This is a genomic window from Dactylosporangium sp. NPDC000244 (genome assembly GCF_040300725.1).
Classification (GTDB): domain Bacteria; phylum Actinomycetota; class Actinomycetes; order Mycobacteriales; family Micromonosporaceae; genus Dactylosporangium.
The window spans coordinates 1-13,588 of sequence record NZ_JBEPEH010000091.1; the positions used below are offsets into that span (position 1 = coordinate 1).

The following is a 13,588-nucleotide window of genomic DNA, read 5'->3' on the forward strand; positions in this document are numbered from 1 at the left end:
CGGGTCCTCTCCTATCGACTACGAACGATCAACGGCTCGAGCCCTGGAGGCTCAAGCCGCATAACGCAGTCCTCCACGGTTCCAGGGGATTGACAGCGGGTGCCTCGACGCAGTCCCAGTCGTACACCGGCGCGCCCTCGACCTCGCTCAGACCGGGCCGGAACACCGTGACCTTTCGCAACGGCTCGCCACGAGCTGATTAGACTCTGCAGCCGTGACCTCGGCAAGCGCCTTCTGGATAGCAGCCGTACGAGCCCGCGAGACCCAACGCGGCGACCCGCTGTTCACCGATCCCTTCGCACACGATCTGGCCGGCGCCAACGGCTACGCCACGATGGCCGCATCGGAACGCGCCAGCGGCTGCGAGAACACCTTCATCCCGGTACGCGTCCGGTGGTTCGACGACCTCACCATGGCGAGCACCGCCGCGGGCGTCCGGCAGATCGTCCTGCTCGGCGCCGGCCTGGACACCCGGCCACACCGGCTCGACCTGCCGGCCGACGTCGACTGGTACGAGGTGGACCGCCACGAGATCTTCCAGCACAAGGAACCGATCCTGGCCGGCCATGCCCCACGATGCAAACGCCACACCGTCATCGCCGACGTCGGCGGCGACTGGGCCCCACCGTTGCTGAAAGCCGGCCTCGACCCGACGGCACCCACCCTGTGGCTCGCCGAGGGTTTGTTCTTCTACCTGACCGAACCGATGATCGTCGACATGCTGAGCACCACCGCGGGACTATGTGGGCCCGCCAGCACCATCGCAGCCGACATCATCGGCACCGCAGGCCTCGACTCTCCAGCCATGCAGGGATACCGACACTGGTGCGACCGCAACGGCGTCCCGCCACCGTTCGGCGCGGACGATCCTGCCGCGCTGCTGCATGCCGGCGGTTGGCGAGCCGACCACATCACAGCGCCCGGAGCACCGGACGCGAACTACGGCCGACTACCCGCCCAACCAGGCGGCCTGATATCCGGCCGCACCCACCTCGTGACCGCCATCGTCGCACCGAACTGACACGCGTGCGTAAGGTGCAAGCGCCGGAAGTTCTCTGCCGGCAGGCGCTGAATATTGGCCCGGCGGTCGTAGCTGGGCTGCGCGACGAAGCGGTTTACCCGCTTCAGCGGGGCGAACACGGCGAACGCCAGGTCGGGCCACGAGCGCATGGCGACGGCGTACCCGATCGCGGCCGCCAGCAGCAAACGATGCCGAGGCGACCCGCCGGGAAGAACGCCATGCCGACCCGCCCATCGATCCGCCGGTCACCGAGCTTCACGGTCTAGAACACGGCGCCTTCGACGGGCAGCACCGCAAGCAAACCGGCAACGTCGGCGGCGGCCGCGAGCCGTCCGCTGCAGCAACGCCGCGTCAGCCACGTTCTGGCCGTGCCGAGCAATCAGAAGGTCCCGACCGGGCGCGGCAGTGCCCGCGCCGGTGCCCCGGCCGGCGCCGCGCCCGCCCTGGCCTGGAAGCCGCGCAGCTGCGGCGACGGCGTGAAAGGTCCGCGCGTCTTCTGGGCGGTCGCCACCCTGCCCGACACCGGCACCGCCGAACACAGCCACACCCGCTGGCTGCTCATCCGCCGCAGCACCACCAAGCCCACGCATGCGTTCTGCGGAGTCGCCAGCGCGCCCGTCCACGTCCAACGGTAGGTTGACGGCAAGGTGCCGTTGTCCCCAGTGGTGGGGGGGTAACGGGGGGTTGGCGAGGCGAGGTGGGCGGCCACGGTGAGAGCGGCCGCCGAGACGGCCGCGACCGCTCGGAGCAGAGTGTGCGGGAACGTTATCTGTCCTCCGTTGCATTGCGACGGACTGGTGCGGTTCCGAGGTAGGTGGCATTCTAGTCGCCGGCACCGCGTTTCGCTGCACACCAGGCAGGACCCGGATGACGACCAGTTCGGCGACCTGCCCAACCTCATCTCCCTCGACGCTATCGACGAAGCGTACGTGGGCGAACGCCGAGAACTGGGGGCAACTCCCGACGAGGCAAGCGATATCACTCGCCGAGCAACTCACGCACCGCTCACCCCGATTGGTGGGTCAAGCACGGGGTCTCCGCCGCGACGCATTCGAGGCGTGCACGGTACGGTTCATTGGCCGGGTGGCCCCACGATGCGCAGCCCGGCCGCCGTGGCGCCGCGGAGGTCGACGTCGCTGGCGATGCGTTGGCGGAGGTGTCTGTAGTCAGAGCCGGTTGCGGCGGCGGCCTGTGCGGTGAGGCCGGGCGCCATGAACAGGTTCCCGGCCGCGAGGATGCTGAGTGTGGTGGGGCCGGTGCCGCGGTCGACGGTGCTGCCGGGGGTGCGGTGGATCGTTCGACGGTGGCCGCCTTGGCGGCGTCGCTACAGGCAGGCGGCGCAGGCGGCCGTCCCGGTGAGGAGCGCGGCGGCGACGAGGGCCAGGCGGGCGGTGGCGGACGGCTTGCTTCCCACGCATGTGATCGTGGCAAGACCTTGTCGCTGCCCGACCCGTCCTGTCGACCGAATCACCCGGCATACCACCCCGGCCCTGGTGAACGCGTGGCCGTCTGGGACATGCCTGAACAGGGAGGTCGCCTGCGTGAACGCGCCACGGCGGGGCAGGTACCGCCTGCGCATTCAGGCCGGTGCGGCGATCGGGGATTGCGGCCTCGCGGGAGGTGGGAGCGGTCATGCACGCCAAGGACATCATGACGGCGCCGGCGCGCACGGTGCGTGCTGGCGCGCCGCTGCAGGATGCGATCCGTCTGTTGGAGGAGCTGTCCGTGACGGCGGCACCGGTTGTCGACGAGCGCGGTGCGCTCGTCGGGCTGATCAGCGAGGTGGATCTGCTGCGGCAGCAGACGGGCCGAGCACGGGCGGCGATGCATGGCGGGACCGCACGGGCCAATCGTGCCCCGGGCCCGGGCTTGGGGGCGCTGCGGGTGGCCGAGGTGATGTCGGGTCTGCCCGTGGTGGCCTGGCCTGACTCGGACGTCGCGGACATTGCGGCGATGATGGTGCAACACGGCGTGCACACCGTTCCGGTGGTGGTCGACGAGCGCCCGGTGGGCGTCGTAAGCCGCTGCGACGTGCTGCGGACCATCCTGCCCACCGACGTGTCCGCCCGCGCCGAGGCGCAGCGGCGTCTGGATGCCTACGACGGCGGACGACACCGCTGGTCGGTCGTCGTCCACGACGGCGTGGCGACGGTCGGCGGGACGTTCGATGAGCAGACCGAGTGGACGGTCGCCGAGGCATTGGTCCGCACGACGGCCGGGGTGCGATCGATGTGCGGCGCCGGGGAGCCTGCCTGACTCGTCGCCGCGGACACCCTCCGGCGGTGCCTGCTCGCGCCGGAACCGGGAACCTCGACCCTGGATTAGGACGCCCAGTCTCTGCGCCGTGTCGATTGCCGGGGGAGGGCGCGGGATGAGTACGTGTACGGCGGTGGTCGTCGGCGTCGACGGCTCGCCGGGAAGTCTTGCCGCCGTCGACTGGGCGGCGGCCGATGCGGGCCGCCGCCGACGCCGGCTGCGGGTCGTGTACGGGCTGCAGTTTCCCGCCGTGGTGTATACGCCGCTGGCCGTCCCGGTGCCGCCGTTGTACGAAGCGACAGTGCGGGAGGCGGCGGAGCAGATTCTCGGTGAGGCCGCCGACCGGGCACGCACGCTCGCACCCGGGGTGGAGGTGGCGACCGAGCTGTCGGTGCTGCACCCGGCCGCGGCGCTGCTCGAGGAGTCCCGCCGGGCCGAGACCGTCGTGGTTGGCAGCCGAGGTCTTGGCGGCTTCAGCGGGCTGCTGCTGGGTTCGGTTGGCGCCGAACTGGCCGCGCGCGCATGCCGCGTGCCCGCTGGTCGTGGTCCGCCACGAGAGCCGGCCTGCAGGCCCGGAGACCGGCCGCGTAGTCGTTGGGGTCGACGGCTCGCACGACGCGCGCCGTGCGCTGCGGTTCGCGTTCGAGCAGGCGTCGAGCCGCGGCGCGGCGGTGACGGCCGCCCACACGTACCTGAGGCCGGGCTCGACTGGTCCAGGTGACATGCTGCCGCTGGTGTACGACCCGGCCGGTCTGCGTGAGGAGGAACGGCTCGCGCTGGCCGAGTCGATGGGTGGCTGGGCCGAGCGGTACCCGGATGTCGAGGTCCGGCAGTCGGTTGTGCGCGGCCGGCCTGCCGCGGTGTTGACCGCGCTGTCCGCTGGCGCTGAGCTGCTCGTCGTCGGATCGCGTGGCCGGGGTGGCTTCACCGGCCTGCTGCTGGGCTCGGTGAGCCAGGCCGTGATCCGTCATGCGGCCTGCCCGGTGGTTATCGTTCGATGACGCCGACCGCGGCGCAACATCCCGGCGTCCAGCATCGTGACATGCGCAGCAGCACAGCGCGGTTCCGCGCTGGGCGGCACTGGCCAGAGCATCGACGTCCCCGGCGGCACATCCCTCGGCCCGATCGTCCGACGCACGGCCGCTTCCGACGGTAGTCGTGAGCGTCGGCAAGATCAGCCCGGCGCCTCGAGCAGACACTCGGCGAGGAATTACGACGTCGCGCCAGGCTCGCGGACCCTGCCGCGGATGGTCGCCGACGCCGGGCAGGAGTTGCTGGTCGGCGGGTGGGCGGGTGGTGGAAAGCGTGCAGGGTGCCGCCGTAGACTGTCATGCGCCAGTCGACGCCGGCGGCCTACAATTCGGCGGCGAACGCAGCGTTGCACGGGGCGACGATGGGCTTCGGAGCCGACGCCGGCCCAGACCGGGCAGCGGATGTTGGCAGCCTCGCCGGGGCGGCCGGTGCTCATGGCGTTGACAGTGGCGATGCCGCGGAGGTCAGCGCCAGCGCGGCCGAGTTCGAGAGCGATCGCGCCGTCGGTGCCGTAGCCGATGGCGGCGACGCGAGTGGGATCGGTACGGGGCTCAGCGCACAGGACGTCGAGGGCGGCGTGACCGATGTCGCGCAGGCGTTCGGGGTCGTCGAGCAGCGGCATGATCCGCGCCAGCATCTCCTGGGGATCGGTGAACCAGTGGCCACCGTTGATGTCGAACAGCAGCGCCACGTTCGCCAGCCTTGAAGATGACCACGTGTTCACTGGCCGAGCCGGCGGTGCCCGAGAACGAGGTGCCCCTGCTGCACGACGAGATGGTGCCCGACCAGTCCAGTTGGTGGGTAGCGGCGACGGCGCCGGTGCCGAGGTCGCGGATCTGCAGCAGGCCGGACGGGCTCAGCTCTGTCATGTGATCGAGGGAGAACGGGCGCTCCACGACAGGTTGTGTTGGACCTGGTCGGCTCAGCAGAGCAGGAACGCAGTGACAGCTTCGGCCACCTCGGCCGGGCCCTTGTGGTCTGGTCCGAAGTGGTCCAGCTTCAGGAATGTGTGGACGCGGGCGGACGGCAGGACCTCGGTGAGCCGGTCAAAGGCGGGGGCGACGTGCGGCAGTCCACTCTTGCCGCCGGCCATCAGCAGGACGTCCGCGGACACCTCGCGGTAGTTGGGGTAGCTGTCGTCGAGCCGGCCGACCTGTTCGTGTTCGTGCAGGTTGGCCTCGAGCAACTGGAAGATCTTCGCTCGTTTTGCGCCGCGGAACGCCAGGCGCAGGATGGTGGCCATGAGCCATCTGGGGTTGCGGCGGGCCGCGGCGGGGCCGGTGCTAATGGCGAATGTGGCGAAGGCGTCGAACGGGCGCCCTTGCTCGAGGAACCGGCGGTACGGTGCCGTCCAGTCCATCGGGAACAGTCCCTGGACGCTGACGCCGGGCTCGTACAGGGCCAGCTTGGCGATGCCTGGGTCGCGGCGGGCCGCCTCCAGGGCGACGAGCCCGCCGTAGCTGTGGCCGAAGAGGTATCGGGCGCCGGTGGCCGCGCGCACGGCGGTGAGGTCGGCGCATTCGGTCTCGATGCTGTAGCCGGGGCCTTGCGGGCCGCTACCGGTCCGTGCACGCCGCTGGATGGTGTGGACGGTGAAGTGGGTGGCGAGTGCGGTGGCGAGTGCGGTGTAGTCGTCGGCGTCGTTGAGGGCGCCGGGGATGACCAGGATATCCGGGCCGGTGCCGGTGGTGTGGTAGCTGATCGTGGTGCCGTCGGTGGAGTTGGCGGTACGCACGGTGGTCGTAGCGATCATGGTCAGCTCCTCAGGATGAGGCGGGTGTCGAGGTGCGGGCCCGGGCGTCAGGGCTGTCGAGGGCGGCGTTCAGCTGCCGGGTGTGGGCCAGGTAGGTGTCGAACGGCACGCCGGTGGACTCGACCAGATCGGTGAGCCGTCGGATCAGGTCGGAGCCGGCCTGTTCGACGAGCGCCCGGCCGGTGTCTGTGAGGGCGATCTGCCGACGGTTCCCGCCGGCGGGATCGGGCGCCACGGTGAGCAGTCCCGTCTCGGCCAGGGTGGCGACCATCCGGCTCATCGACGGCTCGGTCACGGCCAAACTATCGGCCAGTGCTCGCTGTGTGGACTCGCCGAGCTCGCCGACCATGACCAGGACCATGAACCGCCGGTAGGACAGGCCGTGTTCGGCGCGCAGGATCTGGTCGCCGGCCCGTTCGAGGCGGGACAGCAGCGTGTGCAGTTCCAGCCCGAGGTTCTTCGAGTGGTTCACGCCGGTAGCTTAGCATCCTAAGTTAGGAATGCAAGTTACTCGTTTCGTGACATCCACCCGCGACCTACCGCATAGCGCAGACAGGCGAAGTCCCCATTGCGGCTGACGTCGTGCAGCGTCAGGTCAAGCGGTCGCGGCAGCAGCGCGGCGCCCCCTCCAAGCGTCGTGGGCGCGATGGCCACGAGCAGTTCGTCCAACACTCCGGCGTCGGCGAACTGGCCTGCGAGGTCGCCGCCGCCCATGACCCAGATGTTCCGGCCTGCAGTGGCCGCAACCATCTCGGTGTGTGCCATCGCGACATCACCGCTGGCGAACACGATCGGCGCCGACGACCGCGGCAGGGGCAGCTCGCGATGGGTGAAGACCCAGCACGGCTGTTCGTACGGCCAGGGAGCGTCCGCCGGATCCGTGCCCGGGCTCGCGTGCGCGACGATCCACTCGTAGGTGTTCGCCCCCATCGCGATCGCGCCGACCGCGGAGATGAACGCGCGGTAGCCGGGCGGACCGCCGTCGTCGCTGCGGGCGGTGAACAGCCATTGCAGCGAGTGGTCGCGATCGGCGATGAAACCGTCGAGGGTGGCGGCAACGTAGTACTGGGTAAGGCTCATCGGTCCGGCTCCTTGTCGGGTTCGCGCTTGGACCGCGGGTCAGTTGGCGACCGCGGGGAATGTCGTCTGGCGGCCCTAATTCGGCCGGCGGGCTCGCCAGGTGCGCGCTGCGGTCGTCCCTCGTGGCGAGCGCGGAGCCGCCGACGATCAGGCCGAGCGCGGCGATCGTGCCCGCGCTGACCGGCTCGCCGAGTGCAAGGGCGCCGCCCGCCACGGACGCCGCAGGGCTGATGTAGGTCACCACCAGTGCGCGCGAGGGCCCCGCCTCGCGGACCAGAGAGAAGAGCGCCACGAACGCGGGTGTGATGCAGAGTGCGGCCAGGCTGGCCAGCGCCGCCGACGCCTCCGGCGGCGGAAGTTCGGCCGGTGACCAGGCCGCCGCCAGCGGCAGTGTCGCGAGTCCGCTGATCGCGAGGCAGGTCGCCGTGAGCGGGACCCTTGGCACGGCCCGTGTGCGCCGGGTGACGACCAGTGGCGTCACCGCCCAGCAGGCGGCGGTCGCGAGCACCTCGGCGACGGCGACGGTGTCGCCGCGCAGCCACTGGCCGGCGATGATCGCCACTCCGGCGAACCCCGTTACCAGGCCGAGGACGCCGAGCGGCCGGTGTGGCCGCGGCGACCAGGCACGCGACCGGCGGGGCGGCCGCGATCAGCAGGCCGGTGGTGAAGCTGTTGAGCCGAGTCTCGGCGTGCGCGAGCAGGGCCCATGGCACGACCATCTCTCCAAGAGGGCGAGGACGACGACCGGGCGCCAGCGGTGACGCAGTACGGCGCCGTGCCGGGTGAGGTCGGCGAAGGGCAGCGGCATCGCTGCTGGCCAGCAGGCCGCGCGCCGACACCGGGAACGGTCCGGACGTGGAGTCCACGGCAACCTGGATCAGTAGATACGGCAGCCCCCAGAGCAGGCTCATCAGCGTGAAGAGTGCCTATCCCCGTCGGTTCATGAGGACCGCCATCCCCTCGGTGATTGATGTAACCGATGTAGGTTTCATTGTCAGTGACACCCTAAGGCTAGGTTGGTGACTGGTCAAGTGAAGTTAGACAGTTACAATGATGCTGGCGTGATCGTCTCCATTGATCTCGTCAACCAGCTGACGGCCGCTGGCGGCCAAGCCGTACCCGCAGCCGGAGACGAACTGGGCGCGCTCACGCGGATCCTCGTGTTCGATGCCCCGTCGCTGGCCGCTCTGGGCGCGGATGACGTGCCTGGCTTCATCGCGCTCGCCCGAGTGCTCCGCGAAATCTTCGACGACCTGCGCGGCGATGACGTCGATGCCGCCGCGGATCGACTCAACACCCTGCTTGCACGCTCCCCGGCCCAACCGCACCTAGCCAAGGAAGAGGGGCGCTGGCGCCTGCATCACCATCCGGTCCACGCCGAGCTCGTTGCGATGTACATGGCGATCTGCGCCGAGGCGCTGGCCCGCGTCGTCAGTGCCGGGGACGGCGACCGGCTCGGCACCTGTCAGGCGCCGGACTGTGAACGGGTCTTCGTCGATGTTTCTAAGAACGCCAGCCGCCGCTTCTGCACCACGACATGTCAGAACCGGGTCAAAGTCACAGCATTCCGCCGTCGCCGCGGCCTGACGGGCGCGCCGCCTGCCGAATAGGCACGCGCCAGGAAACTCCGCGCGCACGGTCCGCAGTAGCACGGGAGGATCGAAACTTGCCTCCGGGACTTGAAACTTTCGTGGACGAGACGGCCTTGGTCAATCTCCGCTCGGGCTCTGGAATCGCGGTTGGGGATCGGTGGGAAGTCCCTGTCGAAAGACCGTTATAAATTCACGATATCGAGTCTTAGCTGAAACTTCCAGATATGAGGCAAGGTGCTGAAACTATATGTGAGCGCTGCCACCTGCTCGCATAGGGGAAAGCCGAGCACTCGGCCTGAATGCGGTTTCGCTCCACTTGAATGTTTCGCGGCGGCCGGTCGTAAGTCATTTCGCCCATCGTCATCCGACTCCCGATCGTCCCAGCCGTTCGGATCGTCGCTTTCCTGCTCCTCCGGCTCGCGTCCCAGTCGTCGCGATCGCCGATATTGTCGCCGTGCCCATCGTCGGGCTCGTCGCGGTCCTCGTCATCCTGGTCGCGCTGCTCGTCGAGCCAGCCCTGACATTGTTCGTCCTGTTGTGTCGTGGCACGGCGCCGCCGTGTAGGGCGATCCTCGCCACCGACCGCCGACCTCGTCTCGATCGCGGGGGCCGCTCGGCCCGATGGTCCCGCCAGCCGGTGCGTCACGGCGGCCGGTCGCCGGCCGTGCGCGGTCGGCGACCATGTTGGCGTGCCCGGCGAATCGAATACCGTTGCCGGGCAGCTGTCGTCGCGGCACCTGCTCGGGCGACTGTTCCCGCGAGGCGCCTGGCGCCAGAGGGGCTGCGGCCCTTCCTGGGAGCTTCTGTGGATCACCCAAAGAATCTGTGCTGAAGATACTAGACATGCTCTCCACCGCCGACTACTCTTCTTGGAGTCGAGAACAGGGAGTAAGAGAGACGCTGACGAACCGCCCCGACAGTTGGGCGGAGAGCTGAGCCGGCAACACCATGGTTCGCTCGGCACGGCAGTACGAGATAGAAGCCCCGGATGTTCGGGGTGGCAGGTGGGCAGGCCGGAGATTCGTTGGCGGCATCGCCTGTAGGGCAGTTCCGCCGGCGGTGGGGCCGTGAAGTTGCGTGGACCCGCAGCGCCGGCGGAGTGCAGCAAAGAGCAACACATGGCAATACAAGAGAAGGCAGAGGAAAGGGAGGGCTCTACACCGTTGGATCGCCCGCGCCGGCCGCAGTTCAGCTGGGCGGACACCGTTGTTTCCATCGAACGAGAGGTGGTCTCCGGTCACGCTTACGCGATCCTCGTACCCGACGCTGTCTGTGGCGTGCGGGGCGGAAAAGACAAGCCGACGGACACGTCGGTAGATGGTGTTTGACCCGTAACCCCTGGGCCCCGGCGCTGTCGCGCCGGGGCCCTCGACTCGGAGGCGCTATGGCCCAACCCGATGACCTGTTCGGCGACGAGGACTACCCCGCCTACACGATGGGTCGTGCCGCGGACATCGTCGGCACTTCACAAGACTTCCTTCGCCGCCTCGACGAGCTGAAACTCATCACCCCGCAACGTTCCGCCGGCGGACATCGCCGGTACTCCCGCTACCAGCTGCGCCTCGCAGCCCGCGCCCGGGAGATGGTCGACCAGGGCACCGCCGTCGAGGCCGCCTGCCGGATCATCATCCTCGAAGACCAGCTCGAGGAAGCGCTGCGCATCAACGCAGAACGCCATCCCACCTGACCTCCATCCGCCCGGACCCGGTCCAAGCGCCGACCAGAACCCGGTTGGAACGCCATCACCGAAACGGGCACGGCCGGCGGCGCGCCACGATGCGGAACTGTCCGACCACCCGATACGAACGATCCGGTCGGTGTCCGCCGTCCGGCCGGATGGCGACGGTGCGGCAACCGGATTGCACCCCGGCTTTCGCACCACCTCGCCCGACCCGGCTGCCCGGTGCCCCGCCGGACAGAGGACGCCGTGCGGTCCGTGGCGATTGACGGCGTCCCGGAAGCGACCGACGCCGACCCACCCAGGAGCGTCGGCCGGACCGCCTCCTCCGGTACACCGACCACCCGGCACGAGGGTGGCCGGACCAGCTCGGCCACGCCGTATCGGAGTCAATTCGTGTCGCGACCCTCGGCTGGATGCGATTCGTGGCATGTTCCACCGGCTGAATCCGCGACGCCCTCCGGCGCACGAAGGACATGGCGACAGAGCAAACCGCTCGCGTGTTCGGAAACTGGAAGGGCTTCCCCATGAGCATTCGTCTGACGTTGCGCCGCGCCGCTGCCGGAGCCGGGGCGCTCGGCGCCGTCGCCGCGGCCACACTGCTGGCCGCGCCGCCGGCGCATGCGGCTGGGACGAGCAAGGTGTCGGTGGTGCACGGGATCCCGGGCCAGCCGGTCGACGTGTACGTCAACGGCAAGAAGACCCTCGACAACTTCCAGCCGTCGAAGGTCGCCGGCCCGCTGGACCTGCCGGCCGGCAACTACGACATCGTCATCGTCAAGCCCGGCGACCCGGTCACCAGCCCGATCATCAAGGTCGACCAGGCGGCCGTGCCCGCCGACGCGAACATCAGCCTGGTGGCGCACCTGACGGCCGACGGCAAGCCGACGTTGACCCCGTTCGTCAACGACACCAAGACCCTGGCCCCCGGCAAGGCCCGGCTGGTGGTGCGGCACACGGCGGCGGCCCCGGCCGTCGACGTCCGCGCGGGCGGCCAGCCGGTGTTCAAGAACCTCACCAACCCCAACGAGGCCAAGGCCGACCTGCCGGCCGGAACCGTGAGCGCCGACGTCGTCCTGGCCGGCACGAGCACGGTGGCGATCCCCGTTACCGACCTGAGCCTGGCCGAGGGCACCTCGACGATCGTCTACGCCGTCGGTTCCGCCGAGGGCAAGACGCTCGGCGTGGTCGCCCAGACCATCACCGGCCTGCACGGCACGCCCGGCGGCGTCCCCTCCGGCAGCGGCGGTGCGGCCGACCGGGGCCCGGCCGCCTGGGTGTACCTCGCCGGCGCCCTCGGCCTGCTGACCGCCCTGGCCGTTGGCTTCGCGCTGCGGAAGTCCCGGGTCCCGGCCTGATGTCACGGACCAGGGCCACGGCCTGGTCCGCCGTCGCCGCCGGCATCGTCACGATGCTGGCGGCGACCTTTACCGCCTGCGCCCAGCAGCCAGCACCCCCGACCGGCACGCCACCCACTGCGGCCAGCTCGGCCGGTCCGGCACTGGAGGTGAGCGCCACACCGGCGGCGGCTGTCGCGCCGACCGGCCTGAAAATCGACCGGCTCAAGCTCGACGTCAAGGTCGACCCGGTCGGCGTCGATGACAAGACGGGCGACTTCGCCGTCCCGCCCAGCGTCGACGTCGTCGGCTGGTACAAATGGGGCCCGGCGCTGAATGCCACCGCGGGATCGATCGTCATCGCAGGCCACGTTGACAGCGCCGAGCAGGGGGCCGGCGCCTTCTTCCACCTGCGCGATCTCGGCCCCGGCGACCCGATCACCGTGACCGGTGCCGACGGCAGCACCCGACGGTTCACCGTCACCGCCCGGGAGGTGTACCCCAAGGCGAAGATCCCGCTCGAGCGGTACTTCGCCCGCGACGGCACTGTGCGGCTCACCCTCATCACGTGCGGAGGCCCGTTCGACGCGAGCATCCGGCACTACCGCGACAACGTCGTTATCACCGCCCAGCCCGCGGCGTGAGCCCGGCAGCACCGGCACGACCGTGTTGTCCATACGGCCGTGTTTCATCTCGCCACGCGGACGCTGAGCACCGCGGCGGACGCCGAGGATGTCACCCAGGGCACCTTCGTCGCCGCCAGGCAGGGCCGGCCGGGTTCGACCCGCCAACTCCGGACACTCCCTGCTGCGCGTCACCCTGCGCTGACGCCGGGTGGCCCGGTCGGTTGCTCGGCGTTGCATCCATCGCATCGGCCGCATGCACTGCCAGCCGTACGTACGAAATTGAGAACTTGTACAGCCGACTGGCGAGCCCACGGCGCGTCGCCGGCCGGCGCGATGGCAGGCTGTGCTTCGGCGAAGCGGTTGCGCTGCATCGTCGACCGGCTCCGACAAGGGCAGACATTCGGCGAGCAGGTTGATGACGTCGTGCCAGGCTCGCTGCGCATGCTGCGGGCGGTAGCCGACGCCAGGAGTACAGACTGATCGGGCAGACATACCCGCACGCGGCGCTGAAGGCCACCCGGCGCATGATCACCGATCGCTACGACAGCCGACTTCGTCCTGCTTTGCTCACGTACCTGCAGACGCGGGAGCACTCATCATCCCTGTCGGGGTCGTACCGGGCGGGCCGCTACGACCTCGCTCTTCGTCACTCCACGATGGCACTGGATGACGTCAGCCGGTGGCCGGTCCGCCGCCGTCCTCGCGCTCCCCCCGCAGCACGGTGAGCAGTCCGGCCACCTCCAGGACGTGGGTGACGAACTCGTTTGGGTTCCGCAGGACCAGCGTGGTGTGCTGTGCGGAGGCGATCTTCTGGGTCCGCCACAGCACGGTCATGATCCTAGAATCGAGCAACCGGACTTCGCGAGGTCAACCCGCAGAATCTCTGGCCGGTGCGCGAGAGCCGTCTCGAGGGTCTGCTGGACCGCGTCCGCGACCGCAACATCCAACTCGCCGGCGATGCTCACGGACACGCCGTCGGAAACGTCACGCGTCTTGATGGACATGCCCATGATCGGCCTCACTCGCTCGTGACTGCGGCGTCCAACGGCTCGCGGCGGGGGTTGTGGCCAGGCGGACCTGGTTGGGCGTGATCCCCGCTGGCGGTTCGCGCCGGTCACCTAGTGTCCTGCGCCGTAAGTTCGCCTAATAAGTGGGTGTAGGGTGGTGGGATGCCGAGGACCGGGCGTCCTATCACCCCGTTGGTGTTGTCTGA

General features: G+C 69.5%; 13 protein-coding genes and 3 pseudogenes. 9 read left to right on the top strand and 7 right to left on the bottom strand.

Going from position 1 to position 13,588, the window contains the following annotated elements:
* Positions 1-214: 214 nt before the first annotated feature.
* The 4 genes and pseudogenes from ABT369_RS57070 to ABT369_RS57085 all read left to right on the top strand — a co-directional run bounded on the left by ABT369_RS57070 (position 215) and on the right by ABT369_RS57085 (position 4,278).
* Complete coding sequence (locus ABT369_RS57070) at positions 215-1,021, top strand: class I SAM-dependent methyltransferase (RefSeq protein ID WP_350627026.1); 807 nt, start codon at positions 215-217, stop codon at positions 1,019-1,021.
* A gap of 368 nt (positions 1,022-1,389) precedes the next feature.
* The gene (locus ABT369_RS57075; protein ID WP_350627028.1) at positions 1,390-1,656 is read left to right on the top strand and encodes a hypothetical protein; all 267 of its coding nucleotides are present in this window, start codon (positions 1,390-1,392) and stop codon (positions 1,654-1,656) included.
* A gap of 997 nt (positions 1,657-2,653) precedes the next feature.
* Complete coding sequence (locus ABT369_RS57080; RefSeq protein WP_350627030.1) at positions 2,654-3,277, top strand: CBS domain-containing protein; 624 nt, start codon at positions 2,654-2,656, stop codon at positions 3,275-3,277.
* Positions 3,278-3,392: 115 nt separating this feature from the next.
* A pseudogene (locus ABT369_RS57085) lies at positions 3,393-4,278 on the top strand (universal stress protein).
* Positions 4,279-4,451: 173 nt separating this feature from the next.
* Here ABT369_RS57085 and ABT369_RS57090 read toward each other — a convergent pair.
* Positions 4,452-5,015 (bottom strand): annotated as a pseudogene (locus ABT369_RS57090) (dienelactone hydrolase family protein); the annotation flags it as partial.
* Positions 5,016-5,017: 2 nt separating this feature from the next.
* Here ABT369_RS57090 and ABT369_RS57095 point away from each other — a divergent pair.
* Positions 5,018-5,182 carry a hypothetical protein gene (locus ABT369_RS57095; RefSeq protein ID WP_350627032.1) on the top strand — a complete coding sequence of 55 codons (165 nt, stop codon included), beginning with the start codon at positions 5,018-5,020 and terminating at the stop codon, positions 5,180-5,182.
* 49 nt (positions 5,183-5,231) lie between these two features.
* On the opposite strand, the gene ABT369_RS57100 is transcribed toward ABT369_RS57095, so the two are convergent.
* The 4 genes and pseudogenes from ABT369_RS57100 to ABT369_RS57115 all read right to left on the bottom strand — a co-directional run.
* Positions 5,232-6,062, bottom strand: a complete 831-nt coding sequence (locus ABT369_RS57100; RefSeq protein ID WP_350627034.1) for an alpha/beta fold hydrolase — start codon at positions 6,060-6,062, stop codon at positions 5,232-5,234.
* Positions 6,063-6,072: 10 nt separating this feature from the next.
* Positions 6,073-6,534, bottom strand: a complete 462-nt coding sequence (locus tag ABT369_RS57105) for a MarR family winged helix-turn-helix transcriptional regulator (protein WP_350627036.1) — start codon at positions 6,532-6,534, stop codon at positions 6,073-6,075.
* Positions 6,535-6,569: 35 nt separating this feature from the next.
* Positions 6,570-7,142 (bottom strand): dihydrofolate reductase family protein, encoded by a 573-nt coding sequence (locus ABT369_RS57110; protein WP_350627038.1) that lies wholly within the window; start codon positions 7,140-7,142, stop codon positions 6,570-6,572.
* 133 nt (positions 7,143-7,275) lie between these two features.
* Positions 7,276-7,704 (bottom strand): annotated as a pseudogene (locus ABT369_RS57115) (EamA family transporter); the annotation flags it as partial.
* Between the two features lie 499 nt (positions 7,705-8,203).
* Here ABT369_RS57115 and ABT369_RS57120 point away from each other — a divergent pair.
* The 4 genes from ABT369_RS57120 to ABT369_RS57135 all read left to right on the top strand — a co-directional run bounded on the left by ABT369_RS57120 (position 8,204) and on the right by ABT369_RS57135 (position 12,393).
* On the top strand, positions 8,204-8,752 hold the full coding sequence (locus ABT369_RS57120) for a CGNR zinc finger domain-containing protein (RefSeq protein WP_350627040.1): 549 nt from the start codon (positions 8,204-8,206) through the stop codon (positions 8,750-8,752).
* A 1,366-nt stretch (positions 8,753-10,118) separates the two neighbouring features.
* A complete protein-coding gene (locus tag ABT369_RS57125; RefSeq protein WP_350627042.1) occupies positions 10,119-10,421 on the top strand; it encodes a helix-turn-helix domain-containing protein in 303 nt (100 codons plus the stop codon).
* Positions 10,422-10,939: 518 nt separating this feature from the next.
* Entirely contained in the window at positions 10,940-11,770 is an 831-nt protein-coding gene (locus ABT369_RS57130) for a DUF4397 domain-containing protein (RefSeq protein ID WP_350627044.1), read from the top strand.
* Entirely contained in the window at positions 11,770-12,393 is a 624-nt protein-coding gene (locus ABT369_RS57135; protein WP_350627046.1) for a class F sortase, read from the top strand. The genes ABT369_RS57130 and ABT369_RS57135 overlap by 1 nt, the downstream gene beginning before the upstream one ends.
* A 654-nt stretch (positions 12,394-13,047) precedes the next feature.
* Here ABT369_RS57135 and ABT369_RS57150 read toward each other — a convergent pair.
* Positions 13,048-13,209 (bottom strand): STAS domain-containing protein, encoded by a 162-nt coding sequence (locus ABT369_RS57150; protein ID WP_350627048.1) that lies wholly within the window; start codon positions 13,207-13,209, stop codon positions 13,048-13,050.
* A complete protein-coding gene (locus ABT369_RS57155; protein WP_350627050.1) occupies positions 13,206-13,379 on the bottom strand; it encodes a hypothetical protein in 174 nt (57 codons plus the stop codon). Before ABT369_RS57155 ends, ABT369_RS57150 begins: the two co-directional genes overlap by 4 nt.
* Positions 13,380-13,588 lie beyond the last annotated feature (209 nt).

Bases quoted from the DNA above. Each gene is read 5' to 3' on its own strand.
- ABT369_RS57095 (WP_350627032.1), top strand. From the start codon at position 5,018: ATGACCACGTGTTCACTGGCCGAGCCGGCGGTGCCCGAGAACGAGGTG.
- ABT369_RS57155 (WP_350627050.1), bottom strand. From the start codon at position 13,379: ATGTCCATCAAGACGCGTGACGTTTCCGACGGCGTGTCCGTGAGCATC.
- ABT369_RS57125 (WP_350627042.1), top strand. From the start codon at position 10,119: ATGGCCCAACCCGATGACCTGTTCGGCGACGAGGACTACCCCGCCTAC.
- ABT369_RS57130 (WP_350627044.1), top strand. From the start codon at position 10,940: ATGAGCATTCGTCTGACGTTGCGCCGCGCCGCTGCCGGAGCCGGGGCG.
- ABT369_RS57135 (WP_350627046.1), top strand. From the start codon at position 11,770: ATGTCACGGACCAGGGCCACGGCCTGGTCCGCCGTCGCCGCCGGCATC.
- ABT369_RS57080 (WP_350627030.1), top strand. From the start codon at position 2,654: ATGCACGCCAAGGACATCATGACGGCGCCGGCGCGCACGGTGCGTGCT.
- ABT369_RS57150 (WP_350627048.1), bottom strand. From the start codon at position 13,209: ATGACCGTGCTGTGGCGGACCCAGAAGATCGCCTCCGCACAGCACACC.
- ABT369_RS57110 (WP_350627038.1), bottom strand. From the start codon at position 7,142: ATGAGCCTTACCCAGTACTACGTTGCCGCCACCCTCGACGGTTTCATC.
- ABT369_RS57100 (WP_350627034.1), bottom strand. From the start codon at position 6,062: ATGATCGCTACGACCACCGTGCGTACCGCCAACTCCACCGACGGCACC.